This window comes from Hydrogenophaga sp. L99 (assembly GCF_058731905.1).
In genome coordinates this window covers 2,975,743-2,990,403 of sequence record NZ_CM178972.1, presented here as the reverse complement: position 1 = coordinate 2,990,403, position 14,661 = coordinate 2,975,743, and the positions used below count along the sequence as shown (strand labels likewise).

Below are 14,661 nucleotides of genomic sequence, written 5' to 3'. Positions count from 1 at the left end.
GCCTGTTGCTACCATGCCCGGCAACACAAAAAACCAAGCACATGACACCACAAGCATTCATTGCCAAATGGGGGCCAGGGGGGCCGGCCTACGCACTCAACGAAAAGCAGGGCGCACAAAGCCATTTTTTAGACCTGTGCGAACTGCTCGGCGTGCCCAAACCCGGCAGCGAGCCCGGCTACCTGTTTGAAGAGGGCACCCGTGTCACCGGTGCAGCCCATGGCTTTGCCGACGCCTTCAAGCGCGGCGCCTTTGCCTGGGAAAACAAAGCCCCCGGCCGCAACCTCGACGAAGCGCTGCGCCAGCTCCAGGGCTACAGCCTGGCCCTTGAAAACCCGCCCCTGCTGGTGGTGTGTGACCGCCTCACCATCCGCATCCACACCCAGTTCAACGGCCACCCCAGCGAACGCCACACCATTGCACTGGCCGAACTCGAACAGCACGAAACCCGCGAAAAGCTCAAGCGCGTGTGGACCGCACCCGACAGCTTCAAGCCTCGCACCACCAACCGCGACATCACCGAAGCCGCGGCCAAAAGCTTTGCTACCCTGGCCGAGCGCCTGCGCGAGCGCGGCAACACGCCCGACGCCGTGGCCCACTTTCTCACCCAGTGCCTGTTTTGCTGCTTTGCCGAAGACGTGGGCCTGCTGCCCGGCCAGCTGTTTGACCGCCTCATCAACGCCAAAACCATGAGCCCCGAGCGCCTGGGTGACAACCTGGGCAAACTCTTTGAAGCCATGAAAAGCGGCGGCCTGTTTGGCGTGGACGACGTGCCCTGGTTCAACGGCGGCCTGTTTCAAACCATCGCCGTGCCCCGGCTCGACATACTCGACGTGACCGAGCTGCGCAACGCCGCTGACAAAAACTGGAGCGCCATTGACGTGTCCATTTTTGGCACGCTGTTTGAACGCGGCCTGGACCCCGGCAAACGCAGCCAGCTCGGTGCCCACTACACCGACCCCGCCACCATCGAACGCATCATCGACCCCGTGGTGCGCCGCCCCCTGCTGCGCGAATGGGCCAGCGCACGCGAACGCATGGCCGCGCTGCTGAAGAAAAGCAAAAAACGCGACGACAAAGCCTGGCGCGACGCCGTGGCCCAGCACGTTGGGTTTTTGCAGCGCCTGGCCGCCTACCGCGTGCTCGACCCGGCCTGCGGCAGCGGCAACTTTTTGTACCTCGCGCTCAAGTGCCTGAAAGACGTGGAACACCTCGCCAACACCGAAGCCGAAGCCCTGGGGCTGGACCGGCAGGTCGAGCTGGCCACCGGCCCGGCCAACGTGCTGGGCATCGAGCTGAACGAATACGCCGCCGAGCTGGCGCGGGTGACCGTGTGGATTGGTGAACTGCAGTGGCGGCTGGACCACGGCTACCCCTTCAAGACCAACCCCGTGCTGGAGCCGCTGGACCACATTGAATGCCGCGATGCTTTGATAGCCTGGGTGCCCGTTCGGGCTCAGCCGGTTGAAGCCGCCGCGGCCGCGGCCGCCGCCGAAGCGGTGACTGCACTCCCTCGCCCCTCTGGGGAGCCGGCTGGGGTGAGGGGCCCCGCCAGCGAAGCCGCCACTGAAAAAGCCACCGAAGCCCCCTGGCCGCGTGCCGACGCGGTGGTGGGTAATCCACCGTTTCTGGGCGACAAGAAAATGCGCGCCGAACTGGGTGATGCCTACACAGGGACGCTGCGCAAGACCTACGAAGGTCGCGTACCCGGTGGTGCAGACCTGGTGTGCTACTGGTTCGAGAAGGCGCGGGCGCAGATGGCGGCGGGACTGCTGACCGTGGCTGGTCTGGTCTCTACCAACTCGATTCGCGGAGGTGCCAACCGCAAGGTGCTGGACGCGATTAATGAGAGCACACGCGTCTTTGAAGCCTGGAGTGACGAAGCCTGGGTGAACGAAGGAGCGGCGGTACGGGTGTCGCTGGTTGCGTTTGGTGTGTCTGAGCAGGCACTGGTTCTGGACGGAACCGAGGTCAGCTCCATTCATAGCGACCTGACTGGAGCTGGCACCGCTTCGGTGAACTTGACGGTAGCAGGCAAGTTGACCAGCAGCGGTTGCGCCTGTTTCATTGGCGCCCAGCAAAACGGCCCGTTTGCTATTGATGGGGCCCTGGCTCGCTCTTGGCTCAGGCAACCCTCTTTGGGTGAGCATCACATCAGCAGCGTGTTGCGCTTGTCGTGCAACGGTAAGGACATCACCGACCGCGGTTCTGACACCTGGATCGTTGACTACGGAACCAGTATGAGCGTGTCAGACGCTGCGCTGTTGGCCGAACCGTTTGCCTATGTGGTCGAGCACATCAAACCGATGCGTATGGCCGGGCAGCGAGAGTCACGTAAGCGCTATTGGTGGCGGTTGGGTGAGCCAGCACCTGCCATGCGCAAAGGCGTGCAGGCTTTGCCACGCTATCTGGGTACGCCGCGGGTATCCAAATACCGTGTTTGGCGTTGGCTGTCGCCAGCGGTGTTGCCAGACGTGCAGGTGGTCGTGACGGCCCGAGCCGACGACGCCACTTTCGGCATCCTGCATTCGCGCGTCCACGAACTCTGGTCGTTGGGTATGTGCACATGGATGGGCAAAGGCAACGACCCGCGCTACACCCCTACCACCTGCTTCGAAACCTTCCCCTTCCCCGAAGGCCTCACACCGGCCGACACCGCGCACCAGCAGACCGAAGCCACGGCCAGTGGGGCGTTAATACCGGCAGAGCTGGCTGAGAGCTTAAAAGCCCAGGCCAACCGCATTGCCGAAGCCGCCGCGCGGCTCAACACCCTGCGTGAAAACTGGCTCAACCCGCCGGAGTGGACGCAGCGCGTGCCCGAAGTGGTGCCGCTGGGCATGGACCACAGCCCCTACCCCGACCGGGTGGTGCCCAAGCCCGGCCTGAGCGCGGCAGACGCCGCCGCTCTGCAAAAGCGCACGCTCACCAACCTCTACAACCAACGCCCCGCCTGGCTGGCCATGGCCCACGAAGCCCTGGACGCCGCCGTGGCCGCCGCCTACGGCTGGGCCGACTACACGCCGCAAATGACCGACGACGCGCTGCTGGCCCGCCTGCTGGCGCTGAATCTGCAACGCAGCACCGCATGAACCTGCCCGACTTGCCCGCCCCGCTGGGCCACAACGGGCAAGACTGGATCGTGGTGGCCATATTCGCCACCGTGTACCTGGGCATGTTTCTGGGCGGCTTGCCGCGCCTGAAGCTGGACCGTTCGGGCGTGGCGCTGCTGGGCGCCATTGCGGTGATGGCGCTCACCGGGCTGCCGCTGCAAGACGCCGCGCAGGCGGTGGACTTGCCCACCATCGTGTTGCTGTTTGCGTTCATGGTGGTTTCCGCGCAAATGCGGCTGGGTGGTTTTTACACCGAGGTCACGCGCCGGGTGGGCGGCTTGGCGTTGTCGCGCCGGGGCTTGCTGGCGGCGCTGATTGCGGTGGCCGGCGGGTTGTCGGCCGTTTTTTCAAACGACATCATTTGCCTGGCCATGACGCCGGTGGTGGCCCGGCTGTGTTTGCAGCGTGGGCTCAACCCGGTGCCGTTTCTCATCGGGCTGGCGTGTGCGGCCAACATCGGCTCGGCCGCCACGCTCATCGGTAACCCGCAAAACATGCTCATTGGCTCGGTGCTGCAACTGCCCTTTGGCGGCTATGTGCGCCAGGCGCTGGGGCCGGTGCTGCTGGGGCTGGGCTTTTTGTGGCTGTGGCTGGCCTGCGGCCCGGGCTCGCGCACCGGTGCGAGCGAGCTGGCGCGGCCGGTGACGGTGCCTGTGCCGCTGCAAGACGCCCCCGCCTTTGACCGCTGGCAAACCGCCAAGGGCCTGAGCGTGGCCGGGGTGTTGCTGCTGGTTTTTCTGTTTACCGACTGGCCGCGCGACGTGGCCGCGCTGGTGGGCGCAGGCGTGTTGCTGCTGAGCCGGCGGCTGCATTCGTCGCAGGTGATGGGCTTTGTGGACTGGCAGTTGCTGCTGCTGTTCATGGGCCTGTTTGTGGTGAACCACGCCTTTGAACAAACCGGGCTGGCCACTGAGGCCGTGGCCTGGCTGGCGGCACAGGGTGTGCACCTGAGTGACCCCGGCGCCTTGCTGGTGCTGGGTGCGGCGCTGTCCAACCTGGTGTCCAACGTGCCGGCCGTGATGCTGCTGCTGCCACACCTGGGCGCCAACGCCAGCGAAGCGGGCGTGATGCTGGCGCTGGTGAGCACCTTTGCGGGCAACCTGCTGTTGGTGGGCTCCATTGCCAACCTGATCGTGGTGGACCTGGCCGCCAAGCAGGGCATTGCCATCGACTGGAAACAGCACGCGCTGACCGGCATCCCGGTCACGCTGGGCTCGCTGGCGGTGGTGTGGGGCTGGACGCGCTGGCTGGGCTGACGCACGGGCGGGCGCCGGTGGCGCCGGCCAGCGGCGTGCCGCTTCAGCGCTGCGCCACCAGCGCCTGCAAATCGTCTTCGTAGCCCTTGAGCACGCGCACGGCGTTGGCGCGCTGTTCGGGGGTGGTGGTGTTGTGCAGCGCGGCAAACTGGGTGCAGCCGTGTTGCACCTGGGTTTGGCTGTAGGCGCTGTAGCCGGGCGTGGGGGACTGCAGCACGCGAGCCAGGTAGCTGCGGGTGGCGTTGAGTGCTGCGGCATTCACCACCCCGTTGCCGTTCCCGTTGCCGTTTTTCAGCGCTTGCACGGTTTGCAGGGTTTGCAGCAGATCGCTCTGGCGGCGCAGGCGTTCTTGCTGGGTTTTCTGGGCGTCCCAGGGCGACTGCTGCAGGCTGCTCTGCAGCAGCTCGCGCTGCGCGGGGCTCAGGCGGCCGTAGAGCATTTCGTTGCGGCTCACGGCTTTGTCGAGCCGCTGGCTCAGGCGCTGTTCGGGGCTGCCGCGCACAAAGTCTTTTTCAAACGACTCGTTGCTTTTGGTCTGGTGGCGTTGCAGGTGGGCCTGTTGCTCGGGGCTGAGCTGCTGCGCCAGCCGGGTCAGCGGCTCCAGGCCGCGCTCGCTGGCGCGCTGCACGGCGGCGCGCACGGCTTCAAACTGGGTGCAGGCCTGGGCCGGCGTGATGTCTTGCGTGGCCAGCGCCTGCCACTGTTGCAGTTGGCGGGCGTAGGTGGGCAGCTCGGTGCTGCGGTGCCAGGCCAGGAAGGCGTCGATGTCCTGGCGCGCCTGTGGCGACTGCGCACTGGTGAAGTCCATGTAGCCGTCGAGCCACCAGTAGAGCAGGTTGGGTGCCTGGTTGTAGGCCAGGCGCGCGGTGCTGCAGGCGCCCAGCACGATCAGTGTGGTCGCCAGCGCCAGGGCCAGCAAAATGCGGCGGGCGATAATCTTCGGATCAATCAACCAAGGGCTCCTTTGGGGCTCAGCAGAGGTGTTCATGTCGTTCCCGGTGGATGTGGTGGTGATGGCGGCGGGCAAAGGCACGCGCATGAAAAGCCTGCGGCCCAAAGTGTTGCACCGTTTGGGCGGGCGCGCATTGGCGCAGCATGTGATCGACTGCGCGGCGCGGTTATCGGCCCGCTCGGTGGTGGTGATCACCGGCCACGGCGCCGAGCAGGTGGAAGCGGGCCTGAAAGCGCCAGCCGGCGGCACCGCGCTGAAATATGTGCGCCAGGAACCGCAGCTGGGCACCGGCCATGCGGTGCAGCAAGCGGCCCCCGCGCTGCCCGACGACGGCGTGACCCTGGTGCTCTCAGGCGACGTGCCGCTGACCCAACCCGACACCCTGCAAGCCCTGCTGGACCTGTGCGCCGGCGAGCGGCTGGCGCTGCTGACGCTGGACATGCCCAACCCCACCGGCTACGGCCGCATTGTGCGAGCGGCCGATGCCTCGGTGCAGGCCATCGTGGAGCACAAAGACGCGAGCGAAGCCCAGCGCGCCATCACCGAAATTTACAGCGGCATCATGGCGGTGCCCACCCGGCTGCTGAAGGGCTGGCTGGCCCGGCTGGACAACCGCAACGCGCAGAGCGAGTACTACCTGACCGACGTGGTGAAATTTGCCGTGGGCGACGGCCTGAGCGTGCAGGCGCACCGCATTGCCGACGCGGTGCAGGTGGCCGGCGTGAACAGCCCGCTGCAACTGGCCGAGCTGGAGCGGGCCTACCAGCGCCGCGTGGCCGACACCCTGATGGAGCAAGGCACCCGCCTGGCCGACCCGGCGCGGCTGGACGTGCGCGGCGAACTGGTGTGCGGGCAAGACGTGGACATTGACGTGAACTGCGTGTTTGAAGGCCGCGTGGTGTTGGGCGACGGCGTGCGCATTGGAGCCAACTGCGTGATCGCCAACGCGGTGGTGGAGGCGGGCGCGGTGATCCACCCCTTCACCCACATCGACGGCGAAAAGCTCGGCGTGAGCGTGGGCCCGGGGGCACTCATTGGCCCCTTTGCCCGCCTGCGCCCCGGCGCCAAGCTGGGGGCCGAGGTGCACATTGGCAACTTTGTGGAAGTGAAAAACAGCACCCTGGCCGCAGGCGCCAAAGCCAACCACCTGGCCTACCTGGGCGACGCCGACGTGGGCGAGCGGGTGAACTACGGTGCCGGCAGCATCACCGCCAACTACGACGGTGCCAACAAGCACCGCACCGTGATTGAGGCCGATGTGCACGTGGGCAGCAACTGCGTGCTGGTGGCGCCGGTCACCATTGGCGCGGGTGGCACGGTGGGCGGTGGCTCCACCATCACCAAGAGCACGCCGCCCGGGGCGCTGTCGGTGGCGCGGGGCAAGCAGATCAGCGTGGCCGACTGGCAGCGCCCTGCGAAAAAGAAAACCTGAGTTTTTCGTAGGTCCTGTTTCGAATGTGTCTCAGCCGCCGCGCACGTCCATGGAGCCGCCGTCAAAGCGGCTGTTGGACGAGCGGGGGTCGGTGTCGGTATGGCCCCGGCGGCGGCCCGAGGGCTCCAGGTCCATCAGGCCGCTGATGCCCATGACCTCGGAGTCGCGGTAACCGGTGGCGGGGTAAAGCTGGTCGTATTCTGAAAACTGGGTTTCCAGCTGCTGCAGTGCGCTTTCGCGGGCCGATTGTTTGGCTTTGGGCTGGGGCAGGGCGGCCAGGTTGAGCTGCTTGCGAAACTCGGCCGGCGAGGGCATGCGGTGCAGGCCGTTTTTCAAGAACACAAAGCGCACGCCGGCGGTCTTCAAGATGCGGTTCTTCATCTTCACCTGGTGTGCCTTGGCCTTGGCGTTGCTCAGGTGGTATTGCTCCACGTCAAAAGCAAATGCCGGGCGGCCGTCTTCGCCGCACACCACAAAGTCCACCTGCTGTTTGCGCAGGCGGTCTTCGGCGCGCGCGCTGTCTTTGGCGCGGCGCACCGACAGCATGTTTTTCAGCCCCACGTTGGGCAGCACCACCTGGCCCGGGAAGGTGTCTTTCAGGTAGTCCAGCATCTGCACCTGTTCGGCGGTCAGTATGGGTTCGGGTGTGTAGCGGTCGTCGCGGCCGGACGAGCGCCGCGCGTTCCAGCGCCAGGCCCACACGCCCAAGGCCACCAGCGCGAGGGCAATGGTGAAAGCAATCCACAAAGGCAACATAAAACCCCCTAATACGACACTCAACCGTCTGCGTTTTTAATGAATTCGCATTCTAGGAGCGCTGTGGTGTGGGTGTGGGGTTTTCGCGCGTGTGAAAACTCGGGGGCGTGTTATTTGCCCGGTTGCGGTGCGCCGTGCAAGGGCGGTGCGCCGCTTGTGCATCAGGCGCTGGGCGCGTGGCCCAGCGGCAGGCGTGGGTCAAACTTGGCCCGCTTGAGGCTGAAAAACGCCTTCACGTTGCGCACATTGGCGTCGCTGGTGAACAAGCGTTGTGCCAGCGCCAGGTAGGCTGGCATGTCGGTGGTGTGTACCACCAGCATGAAGTCGGGCCCGGGGCTCACGCGGTAGCACTGCTGCACCGCCGGGTCGGGCACCACGCGGGCTTCAAACGCTTCCTGGTGTTCGGCGCCCTGGCGTTCCAGCGTCACTTCCACCAGAGCGGTGAGGCCGTGGCCCAGCAGCGGGGCGAGCCGGTCGGGGCTGAGCAAGGCCACTTCGCGCTCGATCAGGCCCAGGCTGCGCAGCCGCTTGATGCGCCGCAGGCTGGTGGGCGGCGACAGGTGGGCCAGCTCGGCCAGCGTCTGGTTGCTGCGGGCCGCGTCGGTTTGCAGCAGGTCCAGCAGCCGCAGATCGGCGTCGTCAATGTTGAATTCTTCCATGAAAACATTTTCCGTGAAATAAAAGAATCATCATTTGTTTGCATGAAGAAAATCATTGTTTTTAGCAATAATTTTGAAGATTAATTTCTTTCACTCCTGTTTAGCATCGGCTCCATTCAATTCAAGGAGCTTGGTATGTGCGGCATCGTGGCAGGGGTTTCAGGGCGCGACATCGTGCCCGTGCTGGTTCAGGGTTTGCAGCGGCTGGAATACCGTGGCTACGACTCGTGCGGCGTGGCTGTGCACAGCGGCGGCCTGCGCCGCGCCCGCAGCACCGCCCGCGTGGCCGAGCTGATGCAGCAGGTGCAAGCCGACCACATTGCCAGCGGCACCGGCATTGCCCACACCCGCTGGGCCACCCACGGCGCGCCGGTGGTGCACAACGCCCACCCGCATTTCAGCCACGGCCCGGCCAACACCTCCACCGACGGCTCGGCTGGCCGGGTGGCGCTGGTGCACAACGGCATCATTGAAAACCACGACGAACTGCGCGCTGCCCTGCAAGCCAAGGGCTACGTGTTTGAAAGCCAGACCGACACCGAAGTCATCGCCCACCTGATCGACTCGCTCTACGAAGGCGACGTGTTCACCGCCCTGCAAGCGGCCGTGGCCCAGCTGCACGGCGCCTATGCGCTGGCTGTGTTTCACAAAGACGAGCCGCACCGCGTGGTGGGCGCGCGGGCGGGCTCGCCCTTGGTGCTCGGCGTGGGCGAAGGCGCCACTGAGCACTTTCTGGCCAGCGACGCCATGGCCCTGGCCGGCGTCACCAGCCAGATTGTTTACCTGGAAGAAGGCGACCTGGTGGACCTGCAGCTGGGCCGCTATTGGGTGACCGACGGCCAGGGCCGGGCCTTTGACGCCAGCCAGCGCCCCGTGAAAACCGTGCACGCGCACAGTGGCGCAGCCGAGCTGGGCCCCTACCGCCACTACATGCAAAAGGAAATTTTTGAGCAGCCGCGCGCCATTGGCGACACGCTCGAAGGCATTGAGGGCATCACGCCCGAGCTGTTTGGTGACGGCGCCTACAGCGTGTTCAAGGCCATCGACAACGTGCTCATCTTGGCCTGCGGCACCAGCTACTACAGCGGCTGTGCGGCCAAATACTGGCTGGAAGACATTGCCAAAATCCCCACCCAGGTGGAAGTGGCCAGCGAATACCGCTACCGCACCAGCGTGCCCAACCCGCGCACACTGGTGGTCACCATCACCCAGAGCGGCGAAACCGCCGACACCCTGGCCGCCCTGCGCCATGCCCAAGCCTTGGGCATGAAGCACACGCTCACCATCTGCAACGTGAGCACCAGCGCCATGGTGCGCGAGTGCACGCTGGCCTACATCACCCGCGCCGGGGTTGAAATTGGTGTGGCGTCCACCAAAGCGTTTACCACCCAGCTGGCCGGCCTGTTCTTGCTCACGCTCGCGCTGGCGCAGTCGCGCGGGCATCTGAGCGAAGAGCAAGAAGCCCACCACCTCAAGGCCATGCGCCACCTGCCCGTGGCACTGCAAGCCGTGCTGGCGCTAGAGCCCCAAGTGATCAGCTGGGCCGAAGACTTCGCCCGCATGGACAATGCGCTGTTTTTGGGCCGCGGCCTGCATTACCCCATTGCGCTGGAAGGCGCGCTGAAACTCAAAGAGATCAGCTACATCCACGCCGAAGCCTACCCGGCCGGCGAACTGAAACACGGCCCGCTGGCCCTGGTAACCAGTGCCATGCCGGTGGTGACCGTGGCGCCCAACGACGCGCTGCTGGAAAAGCTCAAGAGCAACATGCAGGAGGTGCGCGCGCGCGGTGGTGTGCTGTACGTGCTGGCCGACGCCGACACCCGCATCCAGAGTGCCGAGGGCATCCACGTTATCCGCATGCCCGAAAACTACGGCGCGCTGTCACCCATCCTGCATGTGGTGCCGTTGCAGTTGCTGGCGTATCACACCGCCTTGGCCAAGGGAGCGGATGTGGACAAGCCCAGGAATTTGGCGAAGAGTGTGACGGTGGAGTGAGGGGGATGCTGTATCGATGCTGAAGCAACCGTTCAGCAGCCGTTCAGCCGGTCCTCACCCCGTGACGGCGCAGCGTGTGCGATTTGACCCACCGGGTTTTGCCGCACACGCACGAGCGCTCATGCGCCTAATTCCATTTCTATTTCAATAGTGCAGCAATAATCCATGGCCATGCGACGATGAACTTGATGCATGGCGCGTCGTTTTCATAGTCGCGCAGAGCGACTTCGAGGAGATCCTCGAGGCGTCGAGGCTGTCGAAGGCGCGGATTTTGGCGAGTCGATCGGGGCGTTTTTTCTCCACTCCTGTTGAGCCAGTACGTCGCTGTGCGGGTGTCGCTTGTCCGGGGCGCGCTTGCGCCAACCGTGCCGGTGCAGCAGGTTGTAGACCGAAGACAGCGCCATCGTGCGGCCCAACCGGGCTTCGAGTTCGGCCTTGACCTGGCCGACCACCAGGATGCCCCCGGTGCGTGCCCGATCCAGGAACGGGGCCAGCACTTCGCGCTCCTGCTCGACGCTCATGTTCTGGCGTCGGCGCCCGCCGCGCGCCTGGCGCTGGCCGTCGCCGACGATCTCGCCGGCCAGGAATCGGTTGCGCAGCCGACACGTCCACGGCACCGAGCGGCCAATCGCACGCGCGGTCTGCTCCATGCTCAAGCCGTAATCCAGCGGCAGCACCACGGCTTGCGCCTGCCGCAATTGCTCAATCGTGTGCGCTTGCGCCAACACTTCTCGCGCCCACTCCAAGTTGTCCGCACCCCTCGCAGTTCTCGCCATGTCCATCTCCTTGAAAAAATCGTGACATGAATATTATTTATCTAATGAACTGGAAATAGAGTTGCATAACTCAAGCAGTGGCCTGTTCCGCTGGCTCCACCGTCAATGCATCACTTCGGTTTGGCCATGAGCAAACTTCATACGCATCGCGCGCCATCCACTTCCAAACAGACGCCTGAAATGAAGGCAGCGTCGCTGCTGGCTAGGTACAGCACGGCGTTGGCCACATCAAGCGGTGTCGAAAAGCGCCCCAACGGGATGGTGGATCGAAACTTGTTCAAGCGCTCCTCGGTAAGTTCGCCACCAGCGAACGATGGACCCAGCGTGGTGAATGGATTCATCACCGGGTTGATGCAGTTGACCCGGATGTTCTCCGGCCCCAGTTCGGCCGCGAGCGACTTGCTGGTGGTGATGACGGCGCCCTTGGAGCCGTTGTACCAGGTGAGCCCCGGGCGGGGCCGCACGCCGGCGGTGGACGCGATGTTGATGAAGCTGCCGCCGCCATTGGCGCGCAGCGCAGGCACGGCGTGCACGGTGGCCAGGTAAATGCTTTTGACGTTGACCGCGTAGCAGCGGTCGAAGTCGTCTTCGCTCACGTCCAGCGCGGGCTGGTTGCGGTGTGTCCAGCCGGCGTTGTTGACCATCACGTCGAGCTTGCCGTGGAGGTTCAGCGTGGCCTGCACCAGCGCTTTCACGTCGGCCGATTTCGTGACGTCGGCGGCAACGAACGCCGCTTTGCCGCCCGCAGCCACGATGTCGGCGGCCACGCGCTGGCCGTTGGCCACGTCGATGTCGTTCACGATGACCTGGGCGCCTTCTTCGGCCAGGCGCAGGGCAATGCCCTCGCCGAAGCCGCTGCCTGCGCCGGTGACGATGATGGAGAGATCCTTGACTCGCATGCTGTGGTGTCCTTGTGGGGTTCAGCCGTGGCGGAAGGCCACGGTTTTAAGGGTGGTAAAGCCGTACAGGGCTTCGAAGCCTTTTTCGCGTCCGTGGCCAGATGACTTGACGCCGCCAAACGGCAACTCCACGCCACCGCCCGCGCCGTAGTTGTTGACGAACACCTGGCCGGCGTGCACGCGTCGGGCCATGCGGAACTGGCGCGCGCCGTCGCGCGTCCACACGCCGGCCACCAGGCCAAACGGCGTGGCGTTGGCGAGCTGCACCGCGTGGTCTTCGTCGTCGAAGGCCATGGCCGAGAGCACGGGGCCAAACACCTCCTCCTGCGCCAGCCGGTGGTCCACCGGCACGTCGCGCAGCAGCGTGGGCGCGGCGTAAAAACCGTCGGCAACGGCCTCGTCGACCACCCGGCCTTGCGCCACCGTGGCGATGCCCGCGGCCCGCGCCTCGTCCAGAAAACCGTGTACCCGCTGCAACTGGCTGTGGCGGATCAGCGGGCCCAGATCCAGGTCCATCGCGGGCGGGCCGGCGCGCAGGGCGGTGAAGGCTTCGCCCACCCGCTGCAGCACCGATTCGTAGATGCCGCGCTGCACCAGCAGGCGCGAACCGGCGCTGCAGGTCTGGCCGCTGTTTTGCACGATGGCGTTGACGATGAAGGGCAGCGCAGCGTCCACATCGGCATCGTCGAACATGATCTGCGGCCCCTTGCCACCCAGCTCCAGCGTCACCGGGCAATGGCGTTCGGCGGCCACCTGCTGAATCAGCGTGCCCACGCGCGGGCTACCGGTGAAGCTGATGTGGTCTATACCGGGATGGCGCGCCAGCGCGTCGCCCACCTCGTGGCCGTAGCCGGTGACGATGTTGATCGCGCCGGCTGGAAAACCCACCTCAGCCGCCAGCGCCGCCACGCGCAGCAGAGACAGGCAAGCATCTTCCGATGGCTTGACCACACACACATTGCCCGCCGCCAGCGCGCCGCCCACGCTGCGGCCGAAGATCTGCATCGGGTAATTCCAGGGAATCACATGGCCGGTGACCCCATGCGGCTCGCGCCAGGTGAGCACGCTGTAGCCGTCCAGATAGGGAATGGTCTCGCCGTGCAGCTTGTCGCCGGCGCCAGCGTAGAACTCGAAGTAGCGCACCAGCGCCAGCGCGTCAGCTCTGGCCTGCTTCACCGGCTTGCCGCAATCACGCTGCTCCAGCGCGGTGAGTTCGTCGGCGTGTTCGGCCACTTTGGCGCTGAGTTTCATCAACAGGCGACCACGCTCGGCGGCCGTCAGGCGGGCCCAGGTCGTGTCCAGGCAGTGGCGTGCTGCGGTCACCGCCGCGTCGATGTCGGCCGCGTTGCCGCGCGCCAGGGTGTCGAAGGTCTGACCGGTGGCCGGATCGATCACCGGCAGCGTCTGGCCGCTGGTCGAGCGTGCGGCGGTGTTGGCAATGAAATGCAGCGCCATGGCCTTGGGTCCTGTGGCTCGGTTACTGCGGCCCGATGGCCGGGCCAATCACCGGCTGCACCACAGGCGGTTTGTCGAACACCGCGTCGCGTAGGGCCAGCGAGATGGAGGGGACGTAAGTGATCACCATCAGGCAGCCGATGATGACCAGCACGAAAGGCAGCAGGTGGCCGATGATGCGATCGAGCGAAATTCTCGCCACGGTGCAGGCGGCGAACAGGTTCACGCCAAACGGCGGCGTGATCATGCCCAGTGCCAGGTTCACCACCATGATGATGCCGAAGTGCACCGGATCGATACCGAAGTAGATGGCCACGGGCACCAGGATCGGCGCCAGCACGATGATGGCGGCCGAGGTCTCGATGAACATGCCGATCACGAACAACGCCACGTTCACACCCAGCAGGAACATGCCGGGCGATTGCAGCACTGCGGTGAGCCACTGGCCGATGGCGTCGGGAATGCCGGCGCGGGTGATCAGGAAGGCGAACAGGCCGGCGTTGGCAATGATGAACATGATCACCGCGCTGGAAATCACCGACTTGCGCAGCACCACCACGATGTCGGCCAGCTTGAGCTCGCGGTGAATCACCAGCCCCACCACCAGCGCATAAAACACCGCAATCACCGAGGCCTCGGTGGGTGTGAAGATGCCGCCGTAAATACCGCCCAGAATAACGACGGGCATCAGCAAGGCCCAGCCCGCGTTGCGCGTGGCGGGCCAGACACCCAGGCGACCATCGCCGTCGTTTTTGCCCAGGCCCTTGAAGCGGCACCACAGGTGCACAAAGATCATCAGCGCCACGCCGATCAGCAGCCCGGGGCCAAAGCCGGCGATGAACAACTCACCAATCGACACCTCGGCCGCCACACCAAACAGGATCAGCGGGATGGACGGCGGAATGACGACCCCAAGCTCGGCCGACGTGGCCTGCACCGAGGCCGCGTAGCCCACCGGGTAGCCGTGCTTGATGAGGGCCGGGATCAGGATGGCGCCGATGGCAAACGTGGTGGCCACCGAACTGCCCGAGACGGCGGCGAAGATCATGCAGGTGAGCACGCAGGTCATGGGCAGGCCGCCCTGCACACCGCCAACCAGCGACTTGGCAAAGTCCACCAGTCGGCGCGAGATGCCACCGGTCTCCATCAGGTTGCCCGCCAGAATGAAGAAGGGGATGGCCAACAGCGGAAACTTGTCGATGGCGCTGAACATCTCCTTGGGCACCAGGATCAGCTGGTTCGGGTCGAACAGCGCAATGCCCAGCACCGCCGAGCCGCCAATCGCCACCGCGACCGAGATGCTGAAGGCGAAACACACCATCATGGTGATGAGAAGGGTCAAGGGCATGAATGTGTCCTGGAGAAAGT

The 14,661-nt window shown here is 65.1% G+C and carries 11 protein-coding genes; 4 read left to right on the top strand and 7 right to left on the bottom strand.

All coding sequences use genetic code 11. The features are described from left to right. Window positions 1-41 precede the first annotated feature (41 nt). Entirely contained in the window at window positions 42-3,089 is a 3,048-nt protein-coding gene (locus AC4QBL_RS14220; protein ID WP_472908070.1) for a class I SAM-dependent DNA methyltransferase, read from the top strand. After that, window positions 3,086-4,366, top strand: a complete 1,281-nt coding sequence (locus AC4QBL_RS14215) for an anion transporter (RefSeq protein WP_472908069.1) — start codon at window positions 3,086-3,088, stop codon at window positions 4,364-4,366. Before AC4QBL_RS14220 ends, AC4QBL_RS14215 begins: the two co-directional genes overlap by 4 nt. A 43-nt stretch (window positions 4,367-4,409) precedes the next feature. Here the strand turns inward: AC4QBL_RS14215 and AC4QBL_RS14210 are convergent, their stop codons facing one another. Then, window positions 4,410-5,354 carry a DUF6279 family lipoprotein gene (locus tag AC4QBL_RS14210; protein ID WP_472908068.1) on the bottom strand — a complete coding sequence of 315 codons (945 nt, stop codon included), beginning with the start codon at window positions 5,352-5,354 and terminating at the stop codon, window positions 4,410-4,412. On the opposite strand from AC4QBL_RS14210, the gene glmU reads away from it, so the two are divergent. Continuing rightward, complete coding sequence (gene glmU / locus AC4QBL_RS14205) at window positions 5,353-6,750, top strand: bifunctional UDP-N-acetylglucosamine diphosphorylase/glucosamine-1-phosphate N-acetyltransferase GlmU (RefSeq protein WP_472908067.1); 1,398 nt, start codon at window positions 5,353-5,355, stop codon at window positions 6,748-6,750. The genes AC4QBL_RS14210 and glmU overlap by 2 nt on opposite strands. Before the next feature lie 30 nt (window positions 6,751-6,780). On the opposite strand, the gene AC4QBL_RS14200 is transcribed toward glmU, so the two are convergent. Both AC4QBL_RS14200 and AC4QBL_RS14195 read right to left on the bottom strand, forming a co-directional pair. After that, window positions 6,781-7,506, bottom strand: coding sequence for a DUF2726 domain-containing protein (locus tag AC4QBL_RS14200; RefSeq protein ID WP_472908066.1), 726 nt, complete (start codon window positions 7,504-7,506; stop codon window positions 6,781-6,783). Between the two features lie 161 nt (window positions 7,507-7,667). Next, the gene (locus AC4QBL_RS14195) at window positions 7,668-8,165 is read right to left on the bottom strand and encodes an Lrp/AsnC family transcriptional regulator (RefSeq protein WP_472908065.1); all 498 of its coding nucleotides are present in this window, start codon (window positions 8,163-8,165) and stop codon (window positions 7,668-7,670) included. A gap of 135 nt (window positions 8,166-8,300) precedes the next feature. On the opposite strand from AC4QBL_RS14195, the gene glmS reads away from it, so the two are divergent. Then, window positions 8,301-10,163 (top strand): glutamine--fructose-6-phosphate transaminase (isomerizing), encoded by a 1,863-nt coding sequence (glmS, locus tag AC4QBL_RS14190; RefSeq protein ID WP_472908064.1) that lies wholly within the window; start codon window positions 8,301-8,303, stop codon window positions 10,161-10,163. Between the two features lie 206 nt (window positions 10,164-10,369). On the opposite strand, the gene AC4QBL_RS14185 is transcribed toward glmS, so the two are convergent. The 4 genes from AC4QBL_RS14185 to AC4QBL_RS14170 all read right to left on the bottom strand — a co-directional run bounded on the left by AC4QBL_RS14185 (window position 10,370) and on the right by AC4QBL_RS14170 (window position 14,641). Continuing rightward, on the bottom strand, window positions 10,370-10,939 hold the full coding sequence (locus AC4QBL_RS14185; protein WP_492131600.1) for a transposase: 570 nt from the start codon (window positions 10,937-10,939) through the stop codon (window positions 10,370-10,372). Window positions 10,940-11,076: 137 nt separating this feature from the next. Next, window positions 11,077-11,838, bottom strand: a complete 762-nt coding sequence (locus AC4QBL_RS14180) for an SDR family oxidoreductase (protein WP_305336005.1) — start codon at window positions 11,836-11,838, stop codon at window positions 11,077-11,079. Window positions 11,839-11,859: 21 nt separating this feature from the next. Beyond that, a complete protein-coding gene (locus tag AC4QBL_RS14175; RefSeq protein WP_305336006.1) occupies window positions 11,860-13,293 on the bottom strand; it encodes an aldehyde dehydrogenase family protein in 1,434 nt (477 codons plus the stop codon). A 22-nt stretch (window positions 13,294-13,315) separates the two neighbouring features. Continuing rightward, entirely contained in the window at window positions 13,316-14,641 is a 1,326-nt protein-coding gene (locus AC4QBL_RS14170; RefSeq protein WP_305336007.1) for a TRAP transporter large permease, read from the bottom strand. Window positions 14,642-14,661 lie beyond the last annotated feature (20 nt).